Raw genomic sequence first — 18,072 nt, 5'->3', positions numbered from 1 at the left:
AGTTGTAGCAGGAGGCGCTAAGTTCTGCGCGGCGGGGTCATCCCCGCCGCGTTTTCGTTTGCGGGCCGGCCAGAGAGATCCGTCATCGACCTGGAACCATGCCGCTTGCCTTCTCCACGACAGTGAGCCGGGGACGTGTTCGGGGTTCGAGAGTGTCGTAGATGTCCCTGAGTGCCAAGGAAGCGCCGATTTCATTGAGATCGATGATGTCGCTCAAATCCTCGTACTTTTCACTGTGCCAAGCACCATCATCGTCCCGCCTGTAGAGCTTCACCAAAACGACATCCGGATCGGCCAGCATGATGAGCTTGGTGCCATCGAGCCTTTGGTACTCTTCAAGTTTATCCGTTCGGTCGATCTCCCCGGTTCCGGGCGACAGAACTTCGACCAGCATAGTAGGTGTTCTCGCCTTGGTGGCGGACGTATCCGGCGGACTGCAATCTACCACAACGTCCGGAAAGCGGATGGAGTTCTCTCCAGTGCTGACGGCCGTGTCGCTTGAAGTGGTACGACATCCCTCCCGCTTTGCCTGTGGGCCGATAGTCATCACAATATTGCTGGTGACGACATTATGTCCTTCCCTGGCGCCAGCCATCATTTCGTAGACGAAACCATCCACAAGCTCGAAACGTCCCTCTTGCTCGAAAACCCATTCGAGGAATTCCTCGGAAGTGACAGGGGATGGGTTAAGGACGGCCATGGCGTTGTATCCGGAATTACCGCGAGGGGATCATTAACCCTTCATAGCACGCGGCGAGATGCACACGCTAACATATCTGGATCTGACTGATTGTGTCGTGATGACTGTCATCGCCGGTTAGCAACTCAAGCCATCAAGCGTCTTCGATTACGCGACGATACCTCCGGGTCCGCTTGCCATCCCACCCCCTACATCCGACGTTGTCGAAGTCCCAATGGTCGAATACCAATGAGACGATCCTCAAGTGCGCCATGCCCGAGACGACCGTCGATCTGACCTTTCTTGCCAAGCAGGTCCAGCCCCTGATCGAGGAGACGCGTCATCTGCGCAAGGACGTCGCGGATGGACGGCGGTTACGCTACAGACCTTCGAGTTCACGCGCCGCGTCGAGCGGTGGCAGGCGGAACTGCGCGACGATCTGGAAGTCACCATCAAGATGGAATTCGGCGGCGGCTTCGCCAATTTAAAGACCGCGGTCGAGACATCGGTCGAACGGATCGAAGGTCGGTTCGATGCACTCGCCGAACGGGTCGAAAGTCTTGAGGAGAAGGCCTGAACCTTTTGGATCCAGGCTTTTTCTCCCCGCTTCCGAAAGCAATTCGCGCCCCGGCCGGAAGGCTGCACCGTCGACCGCCTCCGAGAGCATGACTGCCGTGGCGAGCCTGGGGTCTGGCATTACGATGCTTCGCAGCCCCGCGTCGCTCACTCGAGCACCCTCCAGTCCGATGCGTTGCGCCCGAGGAAGAGCTTTTGGGGTAGCTGTGTTCGTGCTTCGAGGCAGCCGGCATTCGCCGACGCCGGGGCACGAAACTCCTGCCCTCACCCCGCCGACGCAACGCAGGCCTTTTGCCGAACCCACTCTCCCGCTACCATCCTCGACACATCAGGGAGGAGCCTTCGCCATGACCGACCACGACCACAACCACGCGGACGAACCCCGCTGGAAGCACGACGGCGTGCGCGTCATCAAGGGCGACAGGCTGGATTCCAACACCGCCCAGACCCCCGGCATGTTCCGTCAGGCGGCGATCAACCATGCACGTGTGGGCGCGCAAAAGATCTGGGCGGGGACGGTGACGATCGAGCCCGACGCCAAGACCGGCGTCCATCATCACGGCGAACTCGAAAGCGTCATCTTCGTCCTCCGCGGCAAGGCGCGCATGCGCTGGGGCGAGCGGCTGGAATTCGTCGCCGAGGCCGAGCCCGGCGACTTCATCTTCGTGCCGCCCTTCGTGCCGCATCAGGAGATCAACGCCGATCCCTCAGCGCCGCTCGAATGCGTGCTGGTGCGCTCCGACAACGAGGCGGTGGTGGTCAACATCACCGACGTCGATCCGGTCGAAAAGCCGGAGGCGGTCTATTGGGTCGATCCGATCCACAAGCAGCCGGAGTGAGGCTTCGGCCGCCCTTGGAGCCGTCTTCCGTACCCGTTCGTGACCCGAGTCATGCTGGGTCGATCCGATCGCGAAACGTCTCGATTTCGTTCTCCAGCCGATCCGCCAGCCTGCGGCCTGCAGCCACCGCGTTGCCGGCATCCAAAACCCTGAAATTGTTGTAGTTCTTGCGGGCGACATGGCGAAACCTCCGCGTTTCGTCGATGGCCTCGGCGAGATCTGCCGTGATGATCGCCGGCCGCCGGCCGGGGAACTCCCGAGCCACCCGCCTGATGAGATCGGCATGATAGCTCGACCCCGAAGGCTTCTCCTCGCTCAGAATATCGAGGATGCGCTCCAAAGCGCCTTCCAGCGAGGTGCAGCCGGACTGCATGGCCTGCAAGAAGGCCATGCGGTTGCGATAAGGGTCGAAGCCGTTTCCCTCGAGGTCCCCGGCGTCGTAGAGCCTGCCTGCCATGTTGAAATGATGCGCCGCGCTGCGGATATCGTCTGCGACGTCGAGCCAGCGCGCATCCTTCACGAGAGCACCACGCCTTCCGCCTCGAGGCGGGCGCGGAACCGGCCCTCCGTCATCGCCAGAGGAAGGATGTCGCAGGGAAGCCGATGGCGGTGGCAAGCCTTTTCGGCGAAACGCCACGCCTCCCCCTCCGCCGCAGACGGGAAATCGAGGACGAGATCGACGTCGCTGTCGTATCGCATCGCCCCCCGCGCCGCCGAGCCGTGCAGAATGTAGCGGCCGCCGAGCCGCCGCGCATGGTCGCGCAGTTCGGCGACAACAGCGGCGACCGCGGCCGAGCGGCGCGCCGCTTCCTCGCTCTTTCGCTCCGCAACGGTGACGATCATCCGCGACCTCTCCTGCCGTCGATCTCAGGGCAGCTGCCGTAGATAAACCCCGCGCGGCGAAAGCGCCACCATCCCCTACCGCCAGCCCATCGCCGGCGCCACATGGGTGAGGATCGCCTCGATCACATGGGCGTTGTAGGCGACGCCGAGCTGGCTCGGCACGGTGAGAAGCAGCGTGTCGGCCTCGGCGATCGCCTCGTCCCGCCTCAGTTCCTCCACCAGCCTGTCCGGTTCCGCCGCATAGGACCGGCCGAAGATGGCCCGCATGTTGTCGATGACGCCGACCTGGTCGCCATCCCGGTCGCGGCCGAAATAGGCCCGGTCCTGGTCGTTCACCAGCGCGAAGATCGAGCGCGAAACCGACACCCGGGGCTCGCGCCCGTGCCCGGCAATTTTCCAGGCTTCGCGATAGGCGCGGATCTGCTTGGCCTGCTGCACGTGGAACGGCTCGCCGCTCTCGTCTTCCTTCAGCGTGGAACTCTGGAGGTGCATGCCGCGCTCGGCCGCCCAGACGGCGGTCGCGTTCGAGGCCGAGCCCCACCAGATCCGCTCGCGCAGGCCCTCCGAGTGCGGTTCGAGGCGCAGCAGCCCCGGCGGGTTCGGGAACATCGGACGCGGGCTCGGCTCGGCGAAGCCCTCGCCCTTCAGAACCTGCAGGAACACCTCGGTATGGCGGCGCGCCATGTCGGCCTCGCTCTGGCCTTCCGCCGGCTGGTAGCCGAAATGGCGCCAGCCGTCGACCACCTGTTCCGGCGAGCCGCGCGAAATGCCGAGCTGCAGCCGCCCGCCAGAGATCAGGTCCGCGGCGCCGGCGTCTTCGGCCATGTAGAGCGGGTTCTCGTAGCGCATGTCGATGACGCCGGTGCCGATCTCGATGCGGCTGGTCTTCGCGCCGATGGCGGCCAGCAGCGGGAAGGGCGAAGCGAGCTGGCGGGCGAAGTGGTGCACGCGGAAATAGGCGCCGTCGGCGCCGAGTTCTTCGGCCGCGACCGCGAGATCGATCGACTGCAGCAGCGTGTCGGCGGCCGAACGGACGGGAGACCGCGACGACGGCGACCAATGGCCGAAGGAAAGAAACCCGATCTTCTTCATGGTGGTGGTCCTCGCTGCGTCTACGCCAAAGGGTGTGTATCGGAGCAGGACTTCGGATTGCCGGGCGCCGGCGTCAAGCAGGTCTCGCCGAGCCGGATGGTGACGGCCCGTTCGCCGATTGCGACGCAACGCGCGAAGGAGGCCTGCGCGCCCTTGATCTCGCAGCTGCGAAATGGCATCAGCATGGTACGCAAGGACCCATTCGATTGGGTGGCTACGCCGGGCGCCCATCCCCCGGCCAACTCCAGACCGCCTCGTCCCATCCGATGGGCGATCCGATTTTCCCCGCGTGACCATAAAAAGATGAATCTTGAAACGCTCCGCCGCGAGTGGTTCGGCAACGTGCGCGGCGACCTGCTCTCCGGCCTCGTCGTCGCTCTCGCGCTGATTCCCGAAGCCATCGCCTTTTCCATCATCGCCGGCGTCGATCCGAAGATCGGCCTTTATGCCTCCTTCTCGATCGCCGTCCTGATCGCCTTCGTCGGCGGCCGGCCCGGCATGATTTCGGCGGCGACCGCAGCGACCGCCGTCCTGATGGTCACGCTGGTGCGCGATCACGGGCTGCAATATCTCCTCGCCGCGACCGTGCTCGCCGGGCTTCTGCAGATCGGCGCCGGGCTTTCGAAGCTCGGCAACGCCATGCAGTTCGTCTCGCGCTCGGTGATGACCGGCTTCGTCAACGCGCTGGCGATCCTCATCTTCATGGCGCAGGTGCCCGAACTGATCGGCGTCCCGGCGATGACCTACGTGATGGTCGCCCTCGGCCTTGCCATCATCTACCTCTTTCCGCGCCTCACCACGGCGGTCCCCTCGCCGCTGATCGCCATCCTCGTCGTCACGGCCATCTCGCTCGCCTTCGGCATGGACCTTCGGGTCGTCGGCGACATGGGCGAACTGCCGTCGGAACTGCCCGTGTTCCTGCTGCCGGACGTGCCGCTGAACCTCGAGACGCTTGTGATCATCCTGCCCTATTCGGCAGGCGTCGCCGCCGTCGGCCTGCTCGAATCCCTGATGACCGCCCAGATCGTCGACGATCTGACCGACACCGGTTCCGACAAGAACCGCGAATGCGTCGGCCAGGGCATCGCCAACACCGTCACCGGCTTCTTCGGCGGCATGGCGGGCTGCGCGATGATCGGCCAGTCGATGATCAACGTGAAGTCCGGCGGGCGCGGCCGGCTGTCGACCTTCTGCGCCGGCATCTTCCTGTTGTTCCTGATCCTCGTCCTCGGCGACTTCGTCGCCATCATCCCGATGGCGGCCCTCGTCGCGGTGATGATCATGGTCTCGATCGGCACCTTTTCCTGGTCGTCGATCGTCAATCTGCGCAGCAATCCCCGGCGGTCCTCGGTGGTGATGCTGGCGACGGTGGTGACGGTCGTGTGGACGCACAATCTGGCGATCGGGGTGATCATCGGCGTCATGCTGTCGGGCGTGTTCTTCGCCTGGAAGGTCGCGCAGATCTTCCGCGTCACCTCGACGCTCTCCGAGGACGGTCTCACCCGGACCTACCGCGTCGAAGGTCAGGTGTTCTTCGCTTCCTCGGAGCGCTTCGCCTCGGCCTTCGACTTCAAGGAATCGCTGGAAAAGGTCGTCATCGACGTCGGTGCGGCACATATCTGGGACCTGTCCGGCGTCGCCGCCCTCGACCGGGCCGTCTTGAAATTCCGCCGCGAGGGCGCCGAAGTCGAGCTGCGCGGCCTCAACGAGGCGAGCGCCACCATCGTCGACCGGCTGGCGGTCCACGACAAGCCGGGCGCGCTCGATCAGCTCTCGGCGCATTAGGGAGGCGACAATGACCAGGATCCTGGCCTGCGTGGACGGATCGACCTATGCCGAGAGCGTCTGCGATCATGCCGCCTTCGCGGCGGAGCGGCTCGGCGTTCCCGTCGATCTCCTCCACGCGCTCGGGCGTCGAGAGACTTCGAGCCGAGCGATCGATTTTTCCGGCAATCTGGAATTCGGCGAGCGCGAGGCGCTTCTCGCCGAATTGTCGGAACTCGACGAGAAGAAATCGAAGATGGCGGTCCGACGCGGCCGGTTGCTGCTCGAACAGGCGGGTGCCCGGGTGAAGGAACGCGGCGTCGAGGTCGAGAAGCACCTTCGAAACGGCGACGTCGCCGACGCGATCGGCGACATGGAGGCCGACGCGCGCCTCGTCGTCATCGGCAAGCGCGGCGAGGCCGCCGACTTCGCCAAGGGCCATCTCGGCTCCAATCTGGAGCGGGTGATCCGGGCAAGCCACAAGCCGGTCCTCGTCGCCGCGCGCGCCTTCCGGCCGATCCAGCGCTTCCTGGTCGCCTTCGACGGCGGCCGCAGCTCGGGCACGATCGTCGAGAAGCTCGTCGCGAGCCCGCTGATGGCGGGCGTCGCCTGCGAGCTGTTCATGGTCGGCCAGCCCACCGGCGACGCCGGCGAACGGCTCCGCAGCGCCGAAACCCGGCTGAAGGACGCCGGCTATCCGGTCAGCGTCCGCACGGCAAGCGGCGAAGCCGACGAGGTCATCGCCGAGCGAGTGAAGGACGGCGGCATCGATCTTCTGGTGATGGGGGCCTACGGCCACTCGCGCATCCGCCGCCTGATCGTCGGCAGCACGACGACCAGTCTCATCCAGTCCTGCACGATCCCGGTCCTGGTCATCCGCTGACGCAACGGCGAGGGCCGCTGCTGCCGCGACAACCGGGCGGCAGATCCGGAGGCCGCGCGACGAACCGCCGCCCCCGCGCCCGGGCAATCGCCCGAAGCCGGGTTCGGGCTGGCGGTTGGCCTGATCTCCCCTCTTGCGGGGGAGATGCCGGCAGGCAGAGGGGGGTGACCTCGCTCCGGACTGCTCGAAGGTGGCGCGAGGCCCCCCTCTGGGTTGCCACCCATCTCCCCCGCAAGGGGGGAGATCGAGGCGTCACCGATGGCACTTGCCTTCAAGTGATCGCCTTGGGCCCCGCGCGGCTCGCTTGGAGGTCGCCGCGGCGCGTGCTAGGGGCGGCTTCCCTTCGAAGCGGCCTTCATGACAATCGACATCATCCTCTTTCTCGTCGCCGCGGCCTTTCTCGCCGGCTATGTCGACGCCGTCGCCGGCGGCGGCGGGCTGATCACCATCCCTGCCCTGCTTCTCGCCGGCCTCGACCCTTTGACGGCGCTCGGCACCAACAAGGTGCAGTCGCTCTTCGGCTCGGGCTCGGCGACCATCGCCTATGCCGCCAAGGGCCACATGAACCTCAGGGAACAGGCGCCGGTGGCCGTCCTGTCCTTCGCCGGCGCCTGCGTCGGCGCGCTCGGCGCGCGCGTGCTGCCGACGGAAATCCTTCAGACCGGCCTGCCCTTCCTTCTGATCGCCGTGGCGCTGTTCTTCGCGCTGAAGCCCGGCCTTTCCGACATCGACGCCGAGCGGCGCATCTCGCCGGCGGTCTTCGGCTTCACGCTGGTGCCGCTGATCGGCGCCTATGACGGGCTGTTCGGGCCCGGCACCGGCTCGTTCTTCATGCTGGCCTTCGTCGCTCTCGCCGGTTACGGCGTCCTCAAGGCGACCGCGCATACGAAGCTCCTCAACTTCGCCTCCAATCTCGGCGGCTTCGCCGTCTTCGCGCTGGCCGGGTCGGTGATCTGGCAGCTCGGGCTGATGATGGGGGTCGCGCAGTTCGTCGGGGCAAGGCTCGGCGCGATGACGGCGATGCGCTTCGGGGCGAAGTTCATCCGCCCGCTGCTCGTCGTCGTCTGCATGGCGCTGGCCATCAAGCTGCTCTGGCAGTAGGTCGAAGGTTCGCGGAAGGGGAGCCGCCGATGGGCAGGACGCCGGCGATCATGCTGCAGGGGACGGGCTCGGACGTCGGCAAGTCCGTCCTCGTCGCCGGCCTTTGCCGGCTGTTCGCCAATCGCGGCCTGACCGTCCGTCCGTTCAAGCCGCAGAACATGTCGAACAACGCCGCCGTCGCCGCGATCCCCGGCACCGGGGCGTTCGGCGAGATCGGCCGGGCACAGTGGCTGCAGGCGCTCGCCTGCCGGACGCCGCCGACGACGGACATGAACCCGGTGCTGCTCAAGCCGCAGTCGGAGACCGGCAGCCAGATCGTCTTGGCCGGCAAGGTGGCGGGCGCAGCCAGGGGCCGGGAATATCAGGCGCTGAAGGCGCGTTTCCTCGAGACGGTGATCGGCAGCTTCGAACGGCTGTCGGCCGAGGCCGATCTCGTCCTCGTCGAGGGCGCCGGCTCGGCCGCCGAGATCAATCTGCGGAAGAACGACATCGCCAACATGGGCTTTGCGACCGCCGCCGCCGTGCCCGTCGTCCTCGTCGGCGACATCGACCGCGGCGGCGTCATCGCTTCCCTCGTCGGCACCCATGCGATCCTGCCCGATGGCGACCGGGCGATGGTGAAGGCCTATCTGATCAACCGCTTTCGCGGCGACCCGTCGCTGTTCGACGACGGCCTGAGCGCGATCACCCGCTTCACCGGCTGGGAAAGCCTCGGCGTGGTGCCGCATCTTGCCGCCGCGGCACGCCTGCCGGCGGAGGACTCCGTCGCGCTGGAGCGCCCTGGCCTCACCGCCTCGAAGTCGGCGCGGCTGACGGTCGCCGTGCCGATCATCGGCCGGATCGCCAATTTCGACGATCTCGACCCGCTGAAGGCCGAGCCCGACGTCGCGGTCGTCTTCGTGCGGCCCGGCGAACCGCTGCCGGCGGATGCCGGGCTCGTCGTCCTGCCGGGTTCGAAATCGACCATCGGCGACCTCGCGACCCTGCGGGCCAACGGCTGGGACCGCGACATTGCCGCTCACGTCGCCCGCGGCGGCCATGTCGTCGGCCTTTGCGGCGGCTACCAGATGCTCGGCCGCACGGTGCGGGACCCGGACGGCATCGAGGGCGAGGAACGCGAGGCGCCGGGCCTCGACCTCCTCGACGTCGAGACCGTCATGCAGCCGGAAAAGACCGTGCGCCCTGCCAGAGCCGCGACGCCGGACGGGCTGCCGCTCGACGGCTACGAGATCCATCTCGGAAAGACGACGGGGCCCGACTGCGCGCGTCCCGTCGCGATCCTCGACGGCATCCCCGATGGGGCGACGTCGCATGACGGCCGCATCTCGGGCACATATCTTCACGGGATTTTCGGGGCGGACGAATTTCGCCGGGAATTTCTGGCGCGCTTCGGTCTCGACGGTTCGGCCGCGGGATACCGGCAATCGGTCGAAGCGGCGCTCGACGAGATCGCGGACGCTCTGGAGCTGGTGGTCGACGTCACGAAGCTGATGGCGATCGCGGAAGGGCGCTGAGCGCTGCACGCATCCACATCGAAACGACACGACGAGGGGACGAAGTCGGAGGAGAGGCGTACCCCGGACTACCGCCCATGGCGGTTCCGTCATTTTGCCTGAGAGCTTCGACGATGGCGCCGGTCCGGTCGCCGAGGGCCTGAACGCGTCGACATGGCGGGCTTGACCTGGGACCAATCTGCGACGGACGAGCCGATCGGATCCAGATGTGCTTCTGTGACCTCAATAATTCCAACGGTTTGGAATGGATCCCGGGTCAAGCCCGGGATGACGACACCGCGATGATGCGATCCGCCGTGACACGCCGACGGTGCCGAAAAGCGTCGTGCGCCGAAGCCTCAATAAGACATTAAACCCGCTGCCTCATGGCCGCGGCGGTCCGCCCCCGGCCGCACATACGGAGCTTGCGCGCCCCTCAGCCGTGGAACGCCGTCTTCAAAAGGTCGATCTGCTGGCCGACCGGGTTGTTTGCCTCGGTTCCGGGCTCTTCCAGGCCGCGGTTTCCGTAGATCTCGCGGTCGAGCATGGCGATGCGCCGTTCGAGCTTGATCGCCCGTTCGACCAGGTCGCGGAAGCGCTCCGGCAACTGGCCGTATTGCGGCGTGTCCTTGGCCGAGCCGAGACCTTCGAGGCGCACCTTGACCTTTTCGGCCTCGACCTGGCTGCGCGACATGTCGCCCTGATTGGCCGCGCGCTGCAGGAGCAGCCACGAGGCGACCTGCATCAGACGCGTGGTCAATCGCATCGATTCGGCGGCATAGAGGGTCGCGCCGGCCCGATCGAGACGCTTGGCCTCGGTCCGGCCCTCGCCGTCGAGATAGCCGGCCGTCTCGTCGACCATGGCCATGCCCTCGTTGAAGAGCGGCTGAAACGACCGCGAAAACGCCAGGTGCTCGGCGAGCTTGACGGTCCGGTCGTCTTCACGCGAATCTGTCATCTGAGGTGCCATCGCCTAGCGCCAACTCCCGACTGCCTGCCCGAAGAAATCGCAACGAACGCAATGTGTAAAGCCTCGTCGCCGGGCCAAAGTGCTGCGACTTGGCCGCCGTGGCAAGCCTTGCCGGTAGGTTTTTCTTAACCTCGGTTAATACCCACAGCCCCGAAGCCGGGCAAAAAAAAGAGCCGTCGGAAACGGCTCTCAGGAGTTTCAACAGGGAGGCGTCAGACGGTGCGGAGAGCCGCGCCGCCTATCCAGCGAACTGGACTGAATTCAGTGATACCTTCGAAACCTTACCCGATCCTTAACGCCGGGTTCTCATCGCAAGAATTCCTCTACCTTTGGATCGAACGCCCGAAGTTTCGGGCCTGACGGCAAGAGAACGCGAGGGATCGGACATGGCGGCGGACCGCGAAATGCGCGTGGTGGAAATCGGCGAGCCCGGCGGACCGGACGCGTTGCGCGTCGCCAGCCGCGACGTGCCGGCACCGGGCAAGGGCGAGATCCTGATCGAGGTCGGCGCGGCGGGCGTCAACCGGCCCGACGTCATGCAGCGCCAGGGCCTCTATCCCCCGCCCCCCGGCGCCCCCGAATGGCCCGGCCTCGAAGTGGCGGGGCGCGTCGCCGCGCTCGGCGAGGGAGCGTCACGGTTTTCCATGGGCGACCGTATCATGGCTCTCGTCGCCGGCGGCGGCTATGCCGACTTCGTCACGGTGGCCGAGGCGAACGCCCTGATGGTGCCCGCGGCGTTGAGCCTCGTCGAAGCGGCCGGCTTTCCGGAAACGTTCTTCACCGTCTGGCACAACGTTTTCCAGCGCGGCGGCCTGAAGTCCGGCGAAACCTTTCTCGTCCATGGCGGGACCTCCGGCATCGGCACGACGGCCATCCAGCTCGCCCATGCCTTCGGCGCGCGGGTGTTCGCGACGGCCGGCAGCGACGAGAAGTGCCGCGCCGCCGAAAGGCTCGGTGCCGATGCCTGCATCAACTACAAGGACGCCGACTTCGTCGCCGCGCTGAAGGAGGCGACCGGCGGGCGCGGCATCGACCTCGTCCTCGACATGATCGGCGGCGACTACGCCGCCCGCAACGTCGAGGTGGCGGCAGAGGAGGGCCGGATCGTCCAGATCGCCGTCCAGAAGGGTGCGAAGGCCGAGATCGACCTGTTCAAGATCATGCGCAAGCGCCTGACGCTCACCGGCTCGACGCTCCGCAACCGGTCCGTCGAGTTCAAGGCGACCATCGCCGAGGAACTTTCCACCCACGTCCTGCCTTTGATCGAGAGCGGCAAGGTCAAGCCGCTGCTCGACCGGACCTATCCGCTGGAAGCCGCGAGCGACGCCCACCGGCACATGGACGACGACCACATCGGCAAGATCGTCCTGACGACCGGGCGCGGCGAGACATAGCCGTTTTGCCCGGCATCGGAACCGGTCGACCGACATCCCGACGCGCCGCCGCTCGTGGCGCAGAAATCCAAAGTTGCCGCGAGCCGATGTCCGAATGATCGATTTCGAAAGCCTGGGATTTTCCTTCAACATCGTGCTCTTCGTCGCGGCTGCCGCGATGATCACCTATGCCGGCGTCAAGGTCTCGACGCTCGCCGACGAACTCGCCGACCGCACCGGCCTCGGCGAGGTCGTCGCCGGCGCGCTGTTCGTCGGCGCTTCGACGTCGCTGCCCGGCGCGATCACCTCGGTCGCGACGGCCTGGCAAGGCTTTCCGTCGCTGTCGATCGGCAATGCGCTCGGCGGCCTGACGGCGCAGACGCTGTTCATCGCCGTCGCCGACATCTTCTATCGCCGCGCCAATCTGGAGCATGCCGCCGCGACGCCGGTGGCGCTGGCCCAGGGCATGCTCCTGGTCGCGCTGCTGTCGACGGCGCTGCTCGCCTCGACGCAGCCGGGCGTCTCGTTCTTCGGCATCCACCCGGCATCCTACCTGCTGCCGGTCGGCTACGTTTTCGGCCTTCTTCTTCTTCGCAACGTCCATCAGAGCGAGATGTGGAAGGCGACGGTGACGGACGAGACCCGCGAGGAAATCTCCGACAGCAGCGAAAGCGACGATCCGCGAAGCGACGGCAAGCTGTGGTCGCTCTTCGCGGTCTATGCGGGGCTCACCGCCATCGCCGGCTACGTCGTCGGCGAGAGCAGCATCGCCCTCGTCTCCGCGACCGGGGTCTCCCAAACGCTCTTCGGCACGACCTTCACGGCGATCGCCAACTCCCTGCCGGAACTCGTGACCGCGATCGCGGCGGTGCGGATCGGAGCCGTCGGCCTTGCGGTCGGCGACATCATCGGCGGCAATGCCTTCGAGATCCTGTTCCTCAGCCTCGCGGATTTCGTCACGCCCCGGTCGATCTATCTGGAGATGTCGCCGGACGATCAGTCGACCGGCCTCTTCGCCATGCTGATGGTCATCATCGTGCTGCTCGGCATGATGAAGCGCGAAAAAAGCGGGCCGTTCAACATCGGTTTCGAAAGCGTGTCGGTGTTTGCGCTCTATGCGCTGTCGGTTCTCGTCCTGTTCGTGTGACCCGGAGCGGGCAGGACGATCCGACGCGACGGTCCGGCTTTTCCTTGCGCTGACATCGCGAACGATTTATATCGAACGCGATTTCCCGGACATCCTGAGATGATCCACGGCCTGCCCTCCCCCGGACAGGCGAACAGGAGGATTTTATCCATGGCCCAACAATTGTTGATGCCGAAGGCCACCGCGGTCTGGCTGGTCGACAACACCTCGCTCTCCTTCGAGCAGATCGCCGATTTCTGCACGATGCATCCGCTCGAGGTGAAGGCGATCGCCGACGGGGAATCCGCCCAGGGCATCAAGGGCCTCGACCCGATCATGACCGGCCAGCTCAACCGCGACGAGATCGAGCGCGGCGAGAAGGACGGCAAGTACAAGCTCAAGCTCGCCGCGCCGAAGGTCCGCGTGCCCGAAACGAAGCGCAAGGGCCCCCGCTACACGCCGGTTTCCAAGCGCCAGGACAGGCCGAACGCCATCTTGTGGCTGGTCCGCAACCATCCCGAGCTGAAGGACGCGCAGATCTCCCGGCTGGTCGGCACCACCAAGAACACCATCGAGCAGATCCGCGAGCGCACCCACTGGAACTCGGCGAATCTGACGCCGATGGATCCGGTCACGCTCGGCCTCTGCTCGCAGATCGATCTCGATCTCGAAGTCGAGAAGGCGACCCGGGACATGCCGCCGCGCGCCGAGGACCTGGCAGAGGAAGAGCGCCTGCTCTCCGCCGCCCAGACCCAGAACTGGGCGCCGCAGGAGCGCTCGTCGGCAAATGACGAGGACGAGATCGACGAGGCCGCGGTCTTCGCCAAGCTCTCCTCCATGCGGCGCGAGGAGCCGGAAGAGGACGAAGACGACGGACGCTGAGGCGTCCGCTACACCCCTCAAACGATCGCGACAGACGGTTCGGCGCCGCGTCCATGCCAATGGGCGCGGCGTCGGCGTTTACGGGCCGACACGACTTGCGCCGTCGCCGCAACGGCGCCACGGCTCCTTCGTCCGGCAGCGGCGATGCTACTGCGCCACGTCGCCGCCCTGCGGCGGGATCGCCTTCAGATAGGCGGCGATCGCCTCGCGGTCGCTCGCGGGCAGTCTGGCGATGTTTTCCTGCACCTCCACCATCGCGCCGCCGACGGAGTCGAAGTCCGGGGTGAATCCGCTTTCGAGATAGTAGGCGATGTCCTCGGCCGACCAGGAGCCGATCCCGGATTCCGACGGCGTGACGTTCGGGACGTTGCCCCTGCCCTCGGGGTTGGGCGCACCGGCGAGCCAACTTGCCGTTTCGAGCCCGCCCGCGCCCCAGAAGCTGCGGGGGGTGTGGCACTCGCCGCAATGGCCGGGCCCTTCGACGAGATACTGGCCGGCATGGGCCGGGTCTGAGGCATCGCTCGGCAGTGTGATCACCGGCTCGCCGTCGCCGAGGAAGACGAGCTTCCACAGGCCGACGGCCGGGCGGATGTTGAAAGGAAAGTCGAGGTCGTTGGCCGGTGCAGCGCCCTTTTCGGCCGGCAGCGTCTTCAGGAAGGCCCAGAGATCGGCGACGTCCTCTTTCTTCATGCGGACATAGGATGTGTAGGGAAAGGCCGGATAAAGGTGCCGGCCCTCGGGATCGACCCCACGCTGCAGGGCATTGGCGAAGTCGGCGAGGCTCCAGCCGCCGATGCCGTCCTCCCGATCGGGCGAAATGTTCGGCGCGTGGAACGTGCCGAAGCGGGTGGTCAACGGATCGCCGCCGACGAGCTTCAACCGCTCTTCGCCCTTCGACTTCGATGGCGCATGGCAGGAGACGCAGCCGCCGGCCCAGAAGAGGCGTTCGCCGCGCGTCGCATCGCCGCTGCCCTCGGCGGCGATCTCGTCCGGGTCGAGCCGGTCGGGGCGGGCCAGAAAGAACAGCCCGCCGGCCACGACCAGCGCCAGGACCATCAAAGCGATCAGGAGTTTCTTCAGCATCCCCGCCTCTCACCATGCCGGCCCGAGCCGGAAGCGGAGAGGTTTGCGGGGCGGGACGCGAGGCGTCAAGCCGGCGGCCGGTCGTCTCGGCGCCGCGAGCAGCCGGTCGCGACCGACCGGAGGGCCGGCCGCCACCGAGACCGGCGGCGGCCGGATGCCCTGACGTCAGATGCGGCCGAGCAGGAGAAGGATCAGCACCACCACCAGCACGAGACCGAGAATTCCGGACGGTCCGTAGCCCCAGCTGCCGGAATATCCCCATGTCGGCAGGGCGCCGACGAGAAGCAGGATGACGATGATGAGGAGGATCGTACCGAGGCTCATGGGGCGTTTCCTTCGCCGTTGTTTGATGCCTCACAAACCGTTGAACGGAGATTGCGTTCCCATCGCCTCGGTCCGTTCGGTTAACATTTTGCCACGACTTGGACTCAGGCCGGCCCGAATCCCCCGATCGCGACGAACACCGCGATCAGCACGAAGATGATTCCGAGGACCAGCGTCGGCCGATAGCCCCACTGCCTGGAATAGGGCCATGTCGGCATCGCGGCGATCAGCGCCAGAAAGACGATGACGACGACGATCGGGCCGTATCCGACGTCCATGGGCATTCTCCCTTCGCTTCGGCTCGGCCTCGGGCGGCCCGCTCACTCGGGCTGCCGGAGGACCACGCTTCAAGAGACCGGCCATGCGGTGGCTTCGGTCCCTTCGTCAACGATCCAGGGCACAGTCCGTTCGCAACCAATCGGACAGCTTACCAGTTGAATCCTACTAGATAGGATACTATCAATATGCTCATGACACAGACGGCATCGCTCCAGTTCGATCTGACGACCAATCTTCTGCGGATCGGCAGGATCTGGCGCAAGAACGTGCGCGGCCGTATCGACGCTCACGGACTCTCGGAAGCCTGCGCCCACCCGCTGGTGGCGATCGGCCGCCTCGGCGACGGCGTTCGCCAGGGTCAGGTGGCCGAGGAAGTCGGCATGGAGGGGCCGTCCCTCGTGCGACTTCTCGACCAGCTGTGCGAATGCGGCTTCGTGGAGCGACGCGAGGACCCGGCCGATCGGCGCGCCAAGACGCTGTGGCTGACCGAGCGTGGCCGCAGCGTGATGGCGAGCATCGAGGCCGATCTCGTCGCCCTGCGCGCCGAGGTTCTGGATGGGGTTCCCAGGGAAGACATCGAGGCGACGCTTCGCGTCTTCGCCGCCTTCAGGGCCTATCAGCCCTCGCCGGACCATGGCGCCGCGAGAACGCCGGAAAAGCTCGAAGAGACGTCGTGATGTCCGCCCTTCCCCTGCCCAACGGGCGGGAATGGATCTTTGCGGCGAAGACCTTCGCCGCGTCCATGCTCGCCCTCTACATCGCGCTCGCCGCCGGTCTGCCGCGGCCCTACTGGGCCATGGCGACGGCGTTCATCGTCGCCAATCCGCTTGCCGGCGCGACCCGCTCGAAGGCGCTTTACCGGGCGCTCGGCACGGTGATCGGCGCCGCCGCGGCGGTGTTCTTCACACCACTCTTCGTCGGCGAGCCGATCGTGCTCAGCGCCGTCGTCGCCATCTGGACGGGCGGCATGCTGTTCGTCTCCTTCCTCGACCGCTCGCCGCGCTCCTACATGCTGATGCTGGCGGGCTATACGCTGCCACTGATCGCCCTGCCGACGGTGGGCGACCCGTCGACGGTCTTCGACGTCGCCCTGGCGCGGTCCGAGGAAATCATCCTCGGCATCACCTGCACCAGCCTCGTCAGCGCCCTCGTCCTGCCCCAGAGCCTCGGGGCGGTCGTCGCGGGCCGCGTCGACGGCTGGCTCGGCGACGCCGGCTCGTGGATCCGCGACGTGCTCGGCGGAAATGGCGATGCGCGCCTCGGCGAGACGATGAAGCTCGCGCCCGACCTCAGGGCCGTCGACCAGCTGATCGGACAATTGCGCTACGATCCGGAGATGGCCGCCGTCGTCCGCAGCGCCCGCGAACTGCGCGGCCGGCTGGTGATGCTGCCGGCGCTCCTTTCCTCTCTCGCCGACCGGCTGACGGCGATCCGCAACCAGTCGGGAAGGCTGCCGGCCGACGTCGAAGTCCTGTGCTGGGAACTCGACGCCTGGGTGGCGAGCAGCGGCGAGGCACATCGCAACGGTAGTCGACGGCTCACGAGCCGGATTGCGGACCTTCGCAACCCGCCCGCTCCGGCCGGCGACTGGAGCGCGCTGCTGCGCGACAGCACCCTGGCGCGGCTTTCCGAGATCGTCGATCTGTGGAGCGACTGCGTCACGTTGAGGACCGAGATCCTCGCCGGGCGGAATGCCAGGCGGCGGCCGTCCCTGCGGCTTTCCGACGTCGCGGCCGAGGTGCCGCACTACGACTACGGCATGATGGCCTTTGCCGCCGGCTCGGCGATCCTCGGCCTGTTCTGCGCTTCGCTGATCTGGATCTTTTCGGGGTGGGACCAGGGCGCCAGCTTCGTGCTCATCGCCGCGGTCGCGGGGGCGTTCTTCGCCTCACTCGACAACCCGCTGCCGCAACTGAAGCAGATGGCCATCCTGACGACGCTCGGCTGCATCGTCGCCGGCATCTACGTCTTCGGGGTCCTGCCGCAGGTGAGCACCTTCGCCGGCCTCGTCGTCGTCTTCGCCCCCGTCTATCTCGCACTGCCGATCCTGATCGCCCGGCCGAAGACGATGTTCATCGGGCTGCTCCTCGCCGTCAACAGCGCGACGCTGATGACGCTCCAGGAGGTCTATGCGGCGGATTTCACCGTGTTCGTCAACGGCGCGATCGCCGCCGTGCTCGGCGTCGTCTTCGTCGTCGTCTGGACGATCCTGACGCGGCCTTTCGGGGCGGCGCTGGCGGCCCGGCGCCTGGAGAGCCAGGGCTGGGGCGAGATCGCTTCGCTCGCCGACGGGCGAAGCCCGGCTGCCGCTCCGGTCTTCGCCGGCCGGTTCTTCGACCGCCTCGGCCAACTCGTGCCGCGTCTCGGGCCCGATGCGGCGGAAAAGAGCGCGGAAGCCTTCGCGGAGATGCGCGTCGGTCTCAACGTCCTCGACCTGAGGGAGGCCGGCATCCGGCTGCAAGGGCCGCAAAAGGCCGGCGCGGCAGCAGTGCTTTCCGGTGTCGCCCGGCTCTTCCGGCAAAAGGCCGCGGGTGCATCGACGGCTTCGGCCGGGCCCGATCTCCTCACGCATATCGACGCGGCGCTCGGCCAATTCGGCGAGGCCGACGCCGGGCGGGCGGATGCTCGGCGGGCGCCGCAGGCGCTGATCGGTCTCAGACGGGCCCTCTTCGCGGACGCGCCACCGCCCTCTCTGCCCGACCGGACGGCTTCCGCCCCGCCGCCCGCCGAGACCGCCTTCGCCATGGCGGCGGAATAGGAGTGTT

At 66.6% G+C, this 18,072-nt stretch carries 19 protein-coding genes and 1 other annotated feature; of the genes, 11 read left to right on the top strand and 8 right to left on the bottom strand.

Features of this window, described 5'->3' with window-relative positions:
* Positions 1 to 82 precede the first annotated feature (82 nt).
* Complete coding sequence (locus LZD57_RS07435) at positions 83 to 700, bottom strand: Uma2 family endonuclease (protein ID WP_233718961.1); 618 nt, start codon at positions 698 to 700, stop codon at positions 83 to 85.
* Between the two features lie 244 nt (positions 701 to 944).
* Between LZD57_RS07435 and LZD57_RS07430 the strand changes: the two genes are divergently transcribed.
* Positions 945 to 1,256 carry a hypothetical protein gene (locus LZD57_RS07430; RefSeq protein WP_233718960.1) on the top strand — a complete coding sequence of 104 codons (312 nt, stop codon included), beginning with the start codon at positions 945 to 947 and terminating at the stop codon, positions 1,254 to 1,256.
* A 346-nt stretch (positions 1,257 to 1,602) separates the two neighbouring features.
* Positions 1,603 to 2,094 carry a cupin domain-containing protein gene (locus LZD57_RS07425; RefSeq protein WP_233718958.1) on the top strand — a complete coding sequence of 164 codons (492 nt, stop codon included), beginning with the start codon at positions 1,603 to 1,605 and terminating at the stop codon, positions 2,092 to 2,094.
* 49 nt (positions 2,095 to 2,143) lie between these two features.
* Here the strand turns inward: LZD57_RS07425 and LZD57_RS07420 are convergent, their stop codons facing one another.
* The 3 genes from LZD57_RS07420 to LZD57_RS07410 all read right to left on the bottom strand — a co-directional run bounded on the left by LZD57_RS07420 (position 2,144) and on the right by LZD57_RS07410 (position 4,029).
* On the bottom strand, positions 2,144 to 2,614 hold the full coding sequence (locus LZD57_RS07420) for a ribonuclease toxin HepT-like protein (protein WP_233718956.1): 471 nt from the start codon (positions 2,612 to 2,614) through the stop codon (positions 2,144 to 2,146).
* Positions 2,611 to 2,937, bottom strand: a complete 327-nt coding sequence (locus LZD57_RS07415) for a nucleotidyltransferase family protein (RefSeq protein WP_233718955.1) — start codon at positions 2,935 to 2,937, stop codon at positions 2,611 to 2,613. Before LZD57_RS07415 ends, LZD57_RS07420 begins: the two co-directional genes overlap by 4 nt.
* 75 nt (positions 2,938 to 3,012) lie before the next feature.
* On the bottom strand, positions 3,013 to 4,029 hold the full coding sequence (locus tag LZD57_RS07410; protein WP_233718953.1) for an LLM class flavin-dependent oxidoreductase: 1,017 nt from the start codon (positions 4,027 to 4,029) through the stop codon (positions 3,013 to 3,015).
* Positions 4,030 to 4,220: 191 nt separating this feature from the next.
* Positions 4,221 to 4,273, top strand: a sequence feature (sul1 is cis-regulatory element that is thought to sense ions involved in sulfur or methionine metabolism; They are found in Alphaproteobacteria).
* A gap of 59 nt (positions 4,274 to 4,332) precedes the next feature.
* On the opposite strand from LZD57_RS07410, the gene LZD57_RS07405 reads away from it, so the two are divergent.
* The 4 genes from LZD57_RS07405 to LZD57_RS07390 all read left to right on the top strand — a co-directional run bounded on the left by LZD57_RS07405 (position 4,333) and on the right by LZD57_RS07390 (position 9,291).
* Entirely contained in the window at positions 4,333 to 5,814 is a 1,482-nt protein-coding gene (locus LZD57_RS07405; RefSeq protein WP_233718952.1) for a SulP family inorganic anion transporter, read from the top strand.
* A 10-nt stretch (positions 5,815 to 5,824) separates the two neighbouring features.
* Positions 5,825 to 6,676 (top strand): universal stress protein, encoded by an 852-nt coding sequence (locus LZD57_RS07400; protein ID WP_233718950.1) that lies wholly within the window; start codon positions 5,825 to 5,827, stop codon positions 6,674 to 6,676.
* 357 nt (positions 6,677 to 7,033) lie between these two features.
* Positions 7,034 to 7,777 carry a TSUP family transporter gene (locus LZD57_RS07395; RefSeq protein WP_233718948.1) on the top strand — a complete coding sequence of 248 codons (744 nt, stop codon included), beginning with the start codon at positions 7,034 to 7,036 and terminating at the stop codon, positions 7,775 to 7,777.
* A 29-nt stretch (positions 7,778 to 7,806) separates the two neighbouring features.
* Entirely contained in the window at positions 7,807 to 9,291 is a 1,485-nt protein-coding gene (locus LZD57_RS07390; RefSeq protein ID WP_233718946.1) for a cobyric acid synthase, read from the top strand.
* Between the two features lie 415 nt (positions 9,292 to 9,706).
* Here the strand turns inward: LZD57_RS07390 and rcdA are convergent, their stop codons facing one another.
* Positions 9,707 to 10,228, bottom strand: coding sequence for a protease adaptor protein RcdA (gene rcdA, locus LZD57_RS07385; RefSeq protein WP_233718945.1), 522 nt, complete (start codon positions 10,226 to 10,228; stop codon positions 9,707 to 9,709).
* A gap of 398 nt (positions 10,229 to 10,626) precedes the next feature.
* On the opposite strand from rcdA, the gene LZD57_RS07380 reads away from it, so the two are divergent.
* The 3 genes from LZD57_RS07380 to LZD57_RS07370 all read left to right on the top strand — a co-directional run bounded on the left by LZD57_RS07380 (position 10,627) and on the right by LZD57_RS07370 (position 13,621).
* Complete coding sequence (locus tag LZD57_RS07380; protein WP_233718943.1) at positions 10,627 to 11,634, top strand: NAD(P)H-quinone oxidoreductase; 1,008 nt, start codon at positions 10,627 to 10,629, stop codon at positions 11,632 to 11,634.
* A gap of 94 nt (positions 11,635 to 11,728) precedes the next feature.
* Positions 11,729 to 12,760 (top strand): sodium:calcium antiporter, encoded by a 1,032-nt coding sequence (locus LZD57_RS07375; RefSeq protein WP_233718942.1) that lies wholly within the window; start codon positions 11,729 to 11,731, stop codon positions 12,758 to 12,760.
* A 150-nt stretch (positions 12,761 to 12,910) separates the two neighbouring features.
* On the top strand, positions 12,911 to 13,621 hold the full coding sequence (locus tag LZD57_RS07370) for a DUF1013 domain-containing protein (RefSeq protein ID WP_233718940.1): 711 nt from the start codon (positions 12,911 to 12,913) through the stop codon (positions 13,619 to 13,621).
* 147 nt (positions 13,622 to 13,768) lie between these two features.
* Here the strand turns inward: LZD57_RS07370 and LZD57_RS07365 are convergent, their stop codons facing one another.
* The 3 genes from LZD57_RS07365 to LZD57_RS07355 all read right to left on the bottom strand — a co-directional run bounded on the left by LZD57_RS07365 (position 13,769) and on the right by LZD57_RS07355 (position 15,306).
* Positions 13,769 to 14,704, bottom strand: a complete 936-nt coding sequence (locus LZD57_RS07365; RefSeq protein ID WP_233718938.1) for a cytochrome c — start codon at positions 14,702 to 14,704, stop codon at positions 13,769 to 13,771.
* A gap of 165 nt (positions 14,705 to 14,869) precedes the next feature.
* Positions 14,870 to 15,028, bottom strand: coding sequence for a DUF3309 family protein (locus LZD57_RS07360; protein WP_233718936.1), 159 nt, complete (start codon positions 15,026 to 15,028; stop codon positions 14,870 to 14,872).
* Positions 15,029 to 15,132: 104 nt separating this feature from the next.
* Positions 15,133 to 15,306: a DUF3309 family protein gene (locus LZD57_RS07355; RefSeq protein WP_233718935.1), complete on the bottom strand. Its 174-nt coding sequence runs from the start codon at positions 15,304 to 15,306 to the stop codon at positions 15,133 to 15,135.
* Between the two features lie 186 nt (positions 15,307 to 15,492).
* Here LZD57_RS07355 and LZD57_RS07350 point away from each other — a divergent pair, with 186 nt between their 5' ends.
* Together LZD57_RS07350 and LZD57_RS07345 are read left to right on the top strand one after the other, a co-directional pair.
* Positions 15,493 to 15,984 (top strand): MarR family winged helix-turn-helix transcriptional regulator, encoded by a 492-nt coding sequence (locus LZD57_RS07350; protein ID WP_338034687.1) that lies wholly within the window; start codon positions 15,493 to 15,495, stop codon positions 15,982 to 15,984.
* Positions 15,984 to 18,065 (top strand): FUSC family protein, encoded by a 2,082-nt coding sequence (locus LZD57_RS07345; RefSeq protein WP_233718933.1) that lies wholly within the window; start codon positions 15,984 to 15,986, stop codon positions 18,063 to 18,065. Before LZD57_RS07350 ends, LZD57_RS07345 begins: the two co-directional genes overlap by 1 nt.
* Positions 18,066 to 18,072: the final 7 nt, after the last annotated feature.

Source organism: Jiella avicenniae, assembly GCF_021390325.1.
GTDB lineage: Bacteria > Pseudomonadota > Alphaproteobacteria > Rhizobiales > Rhizobiaceae > Jiella > Jiella avicenniae.
This window is presented reverse-complemented; position numbering and strand designations above follow the sequence as displayed.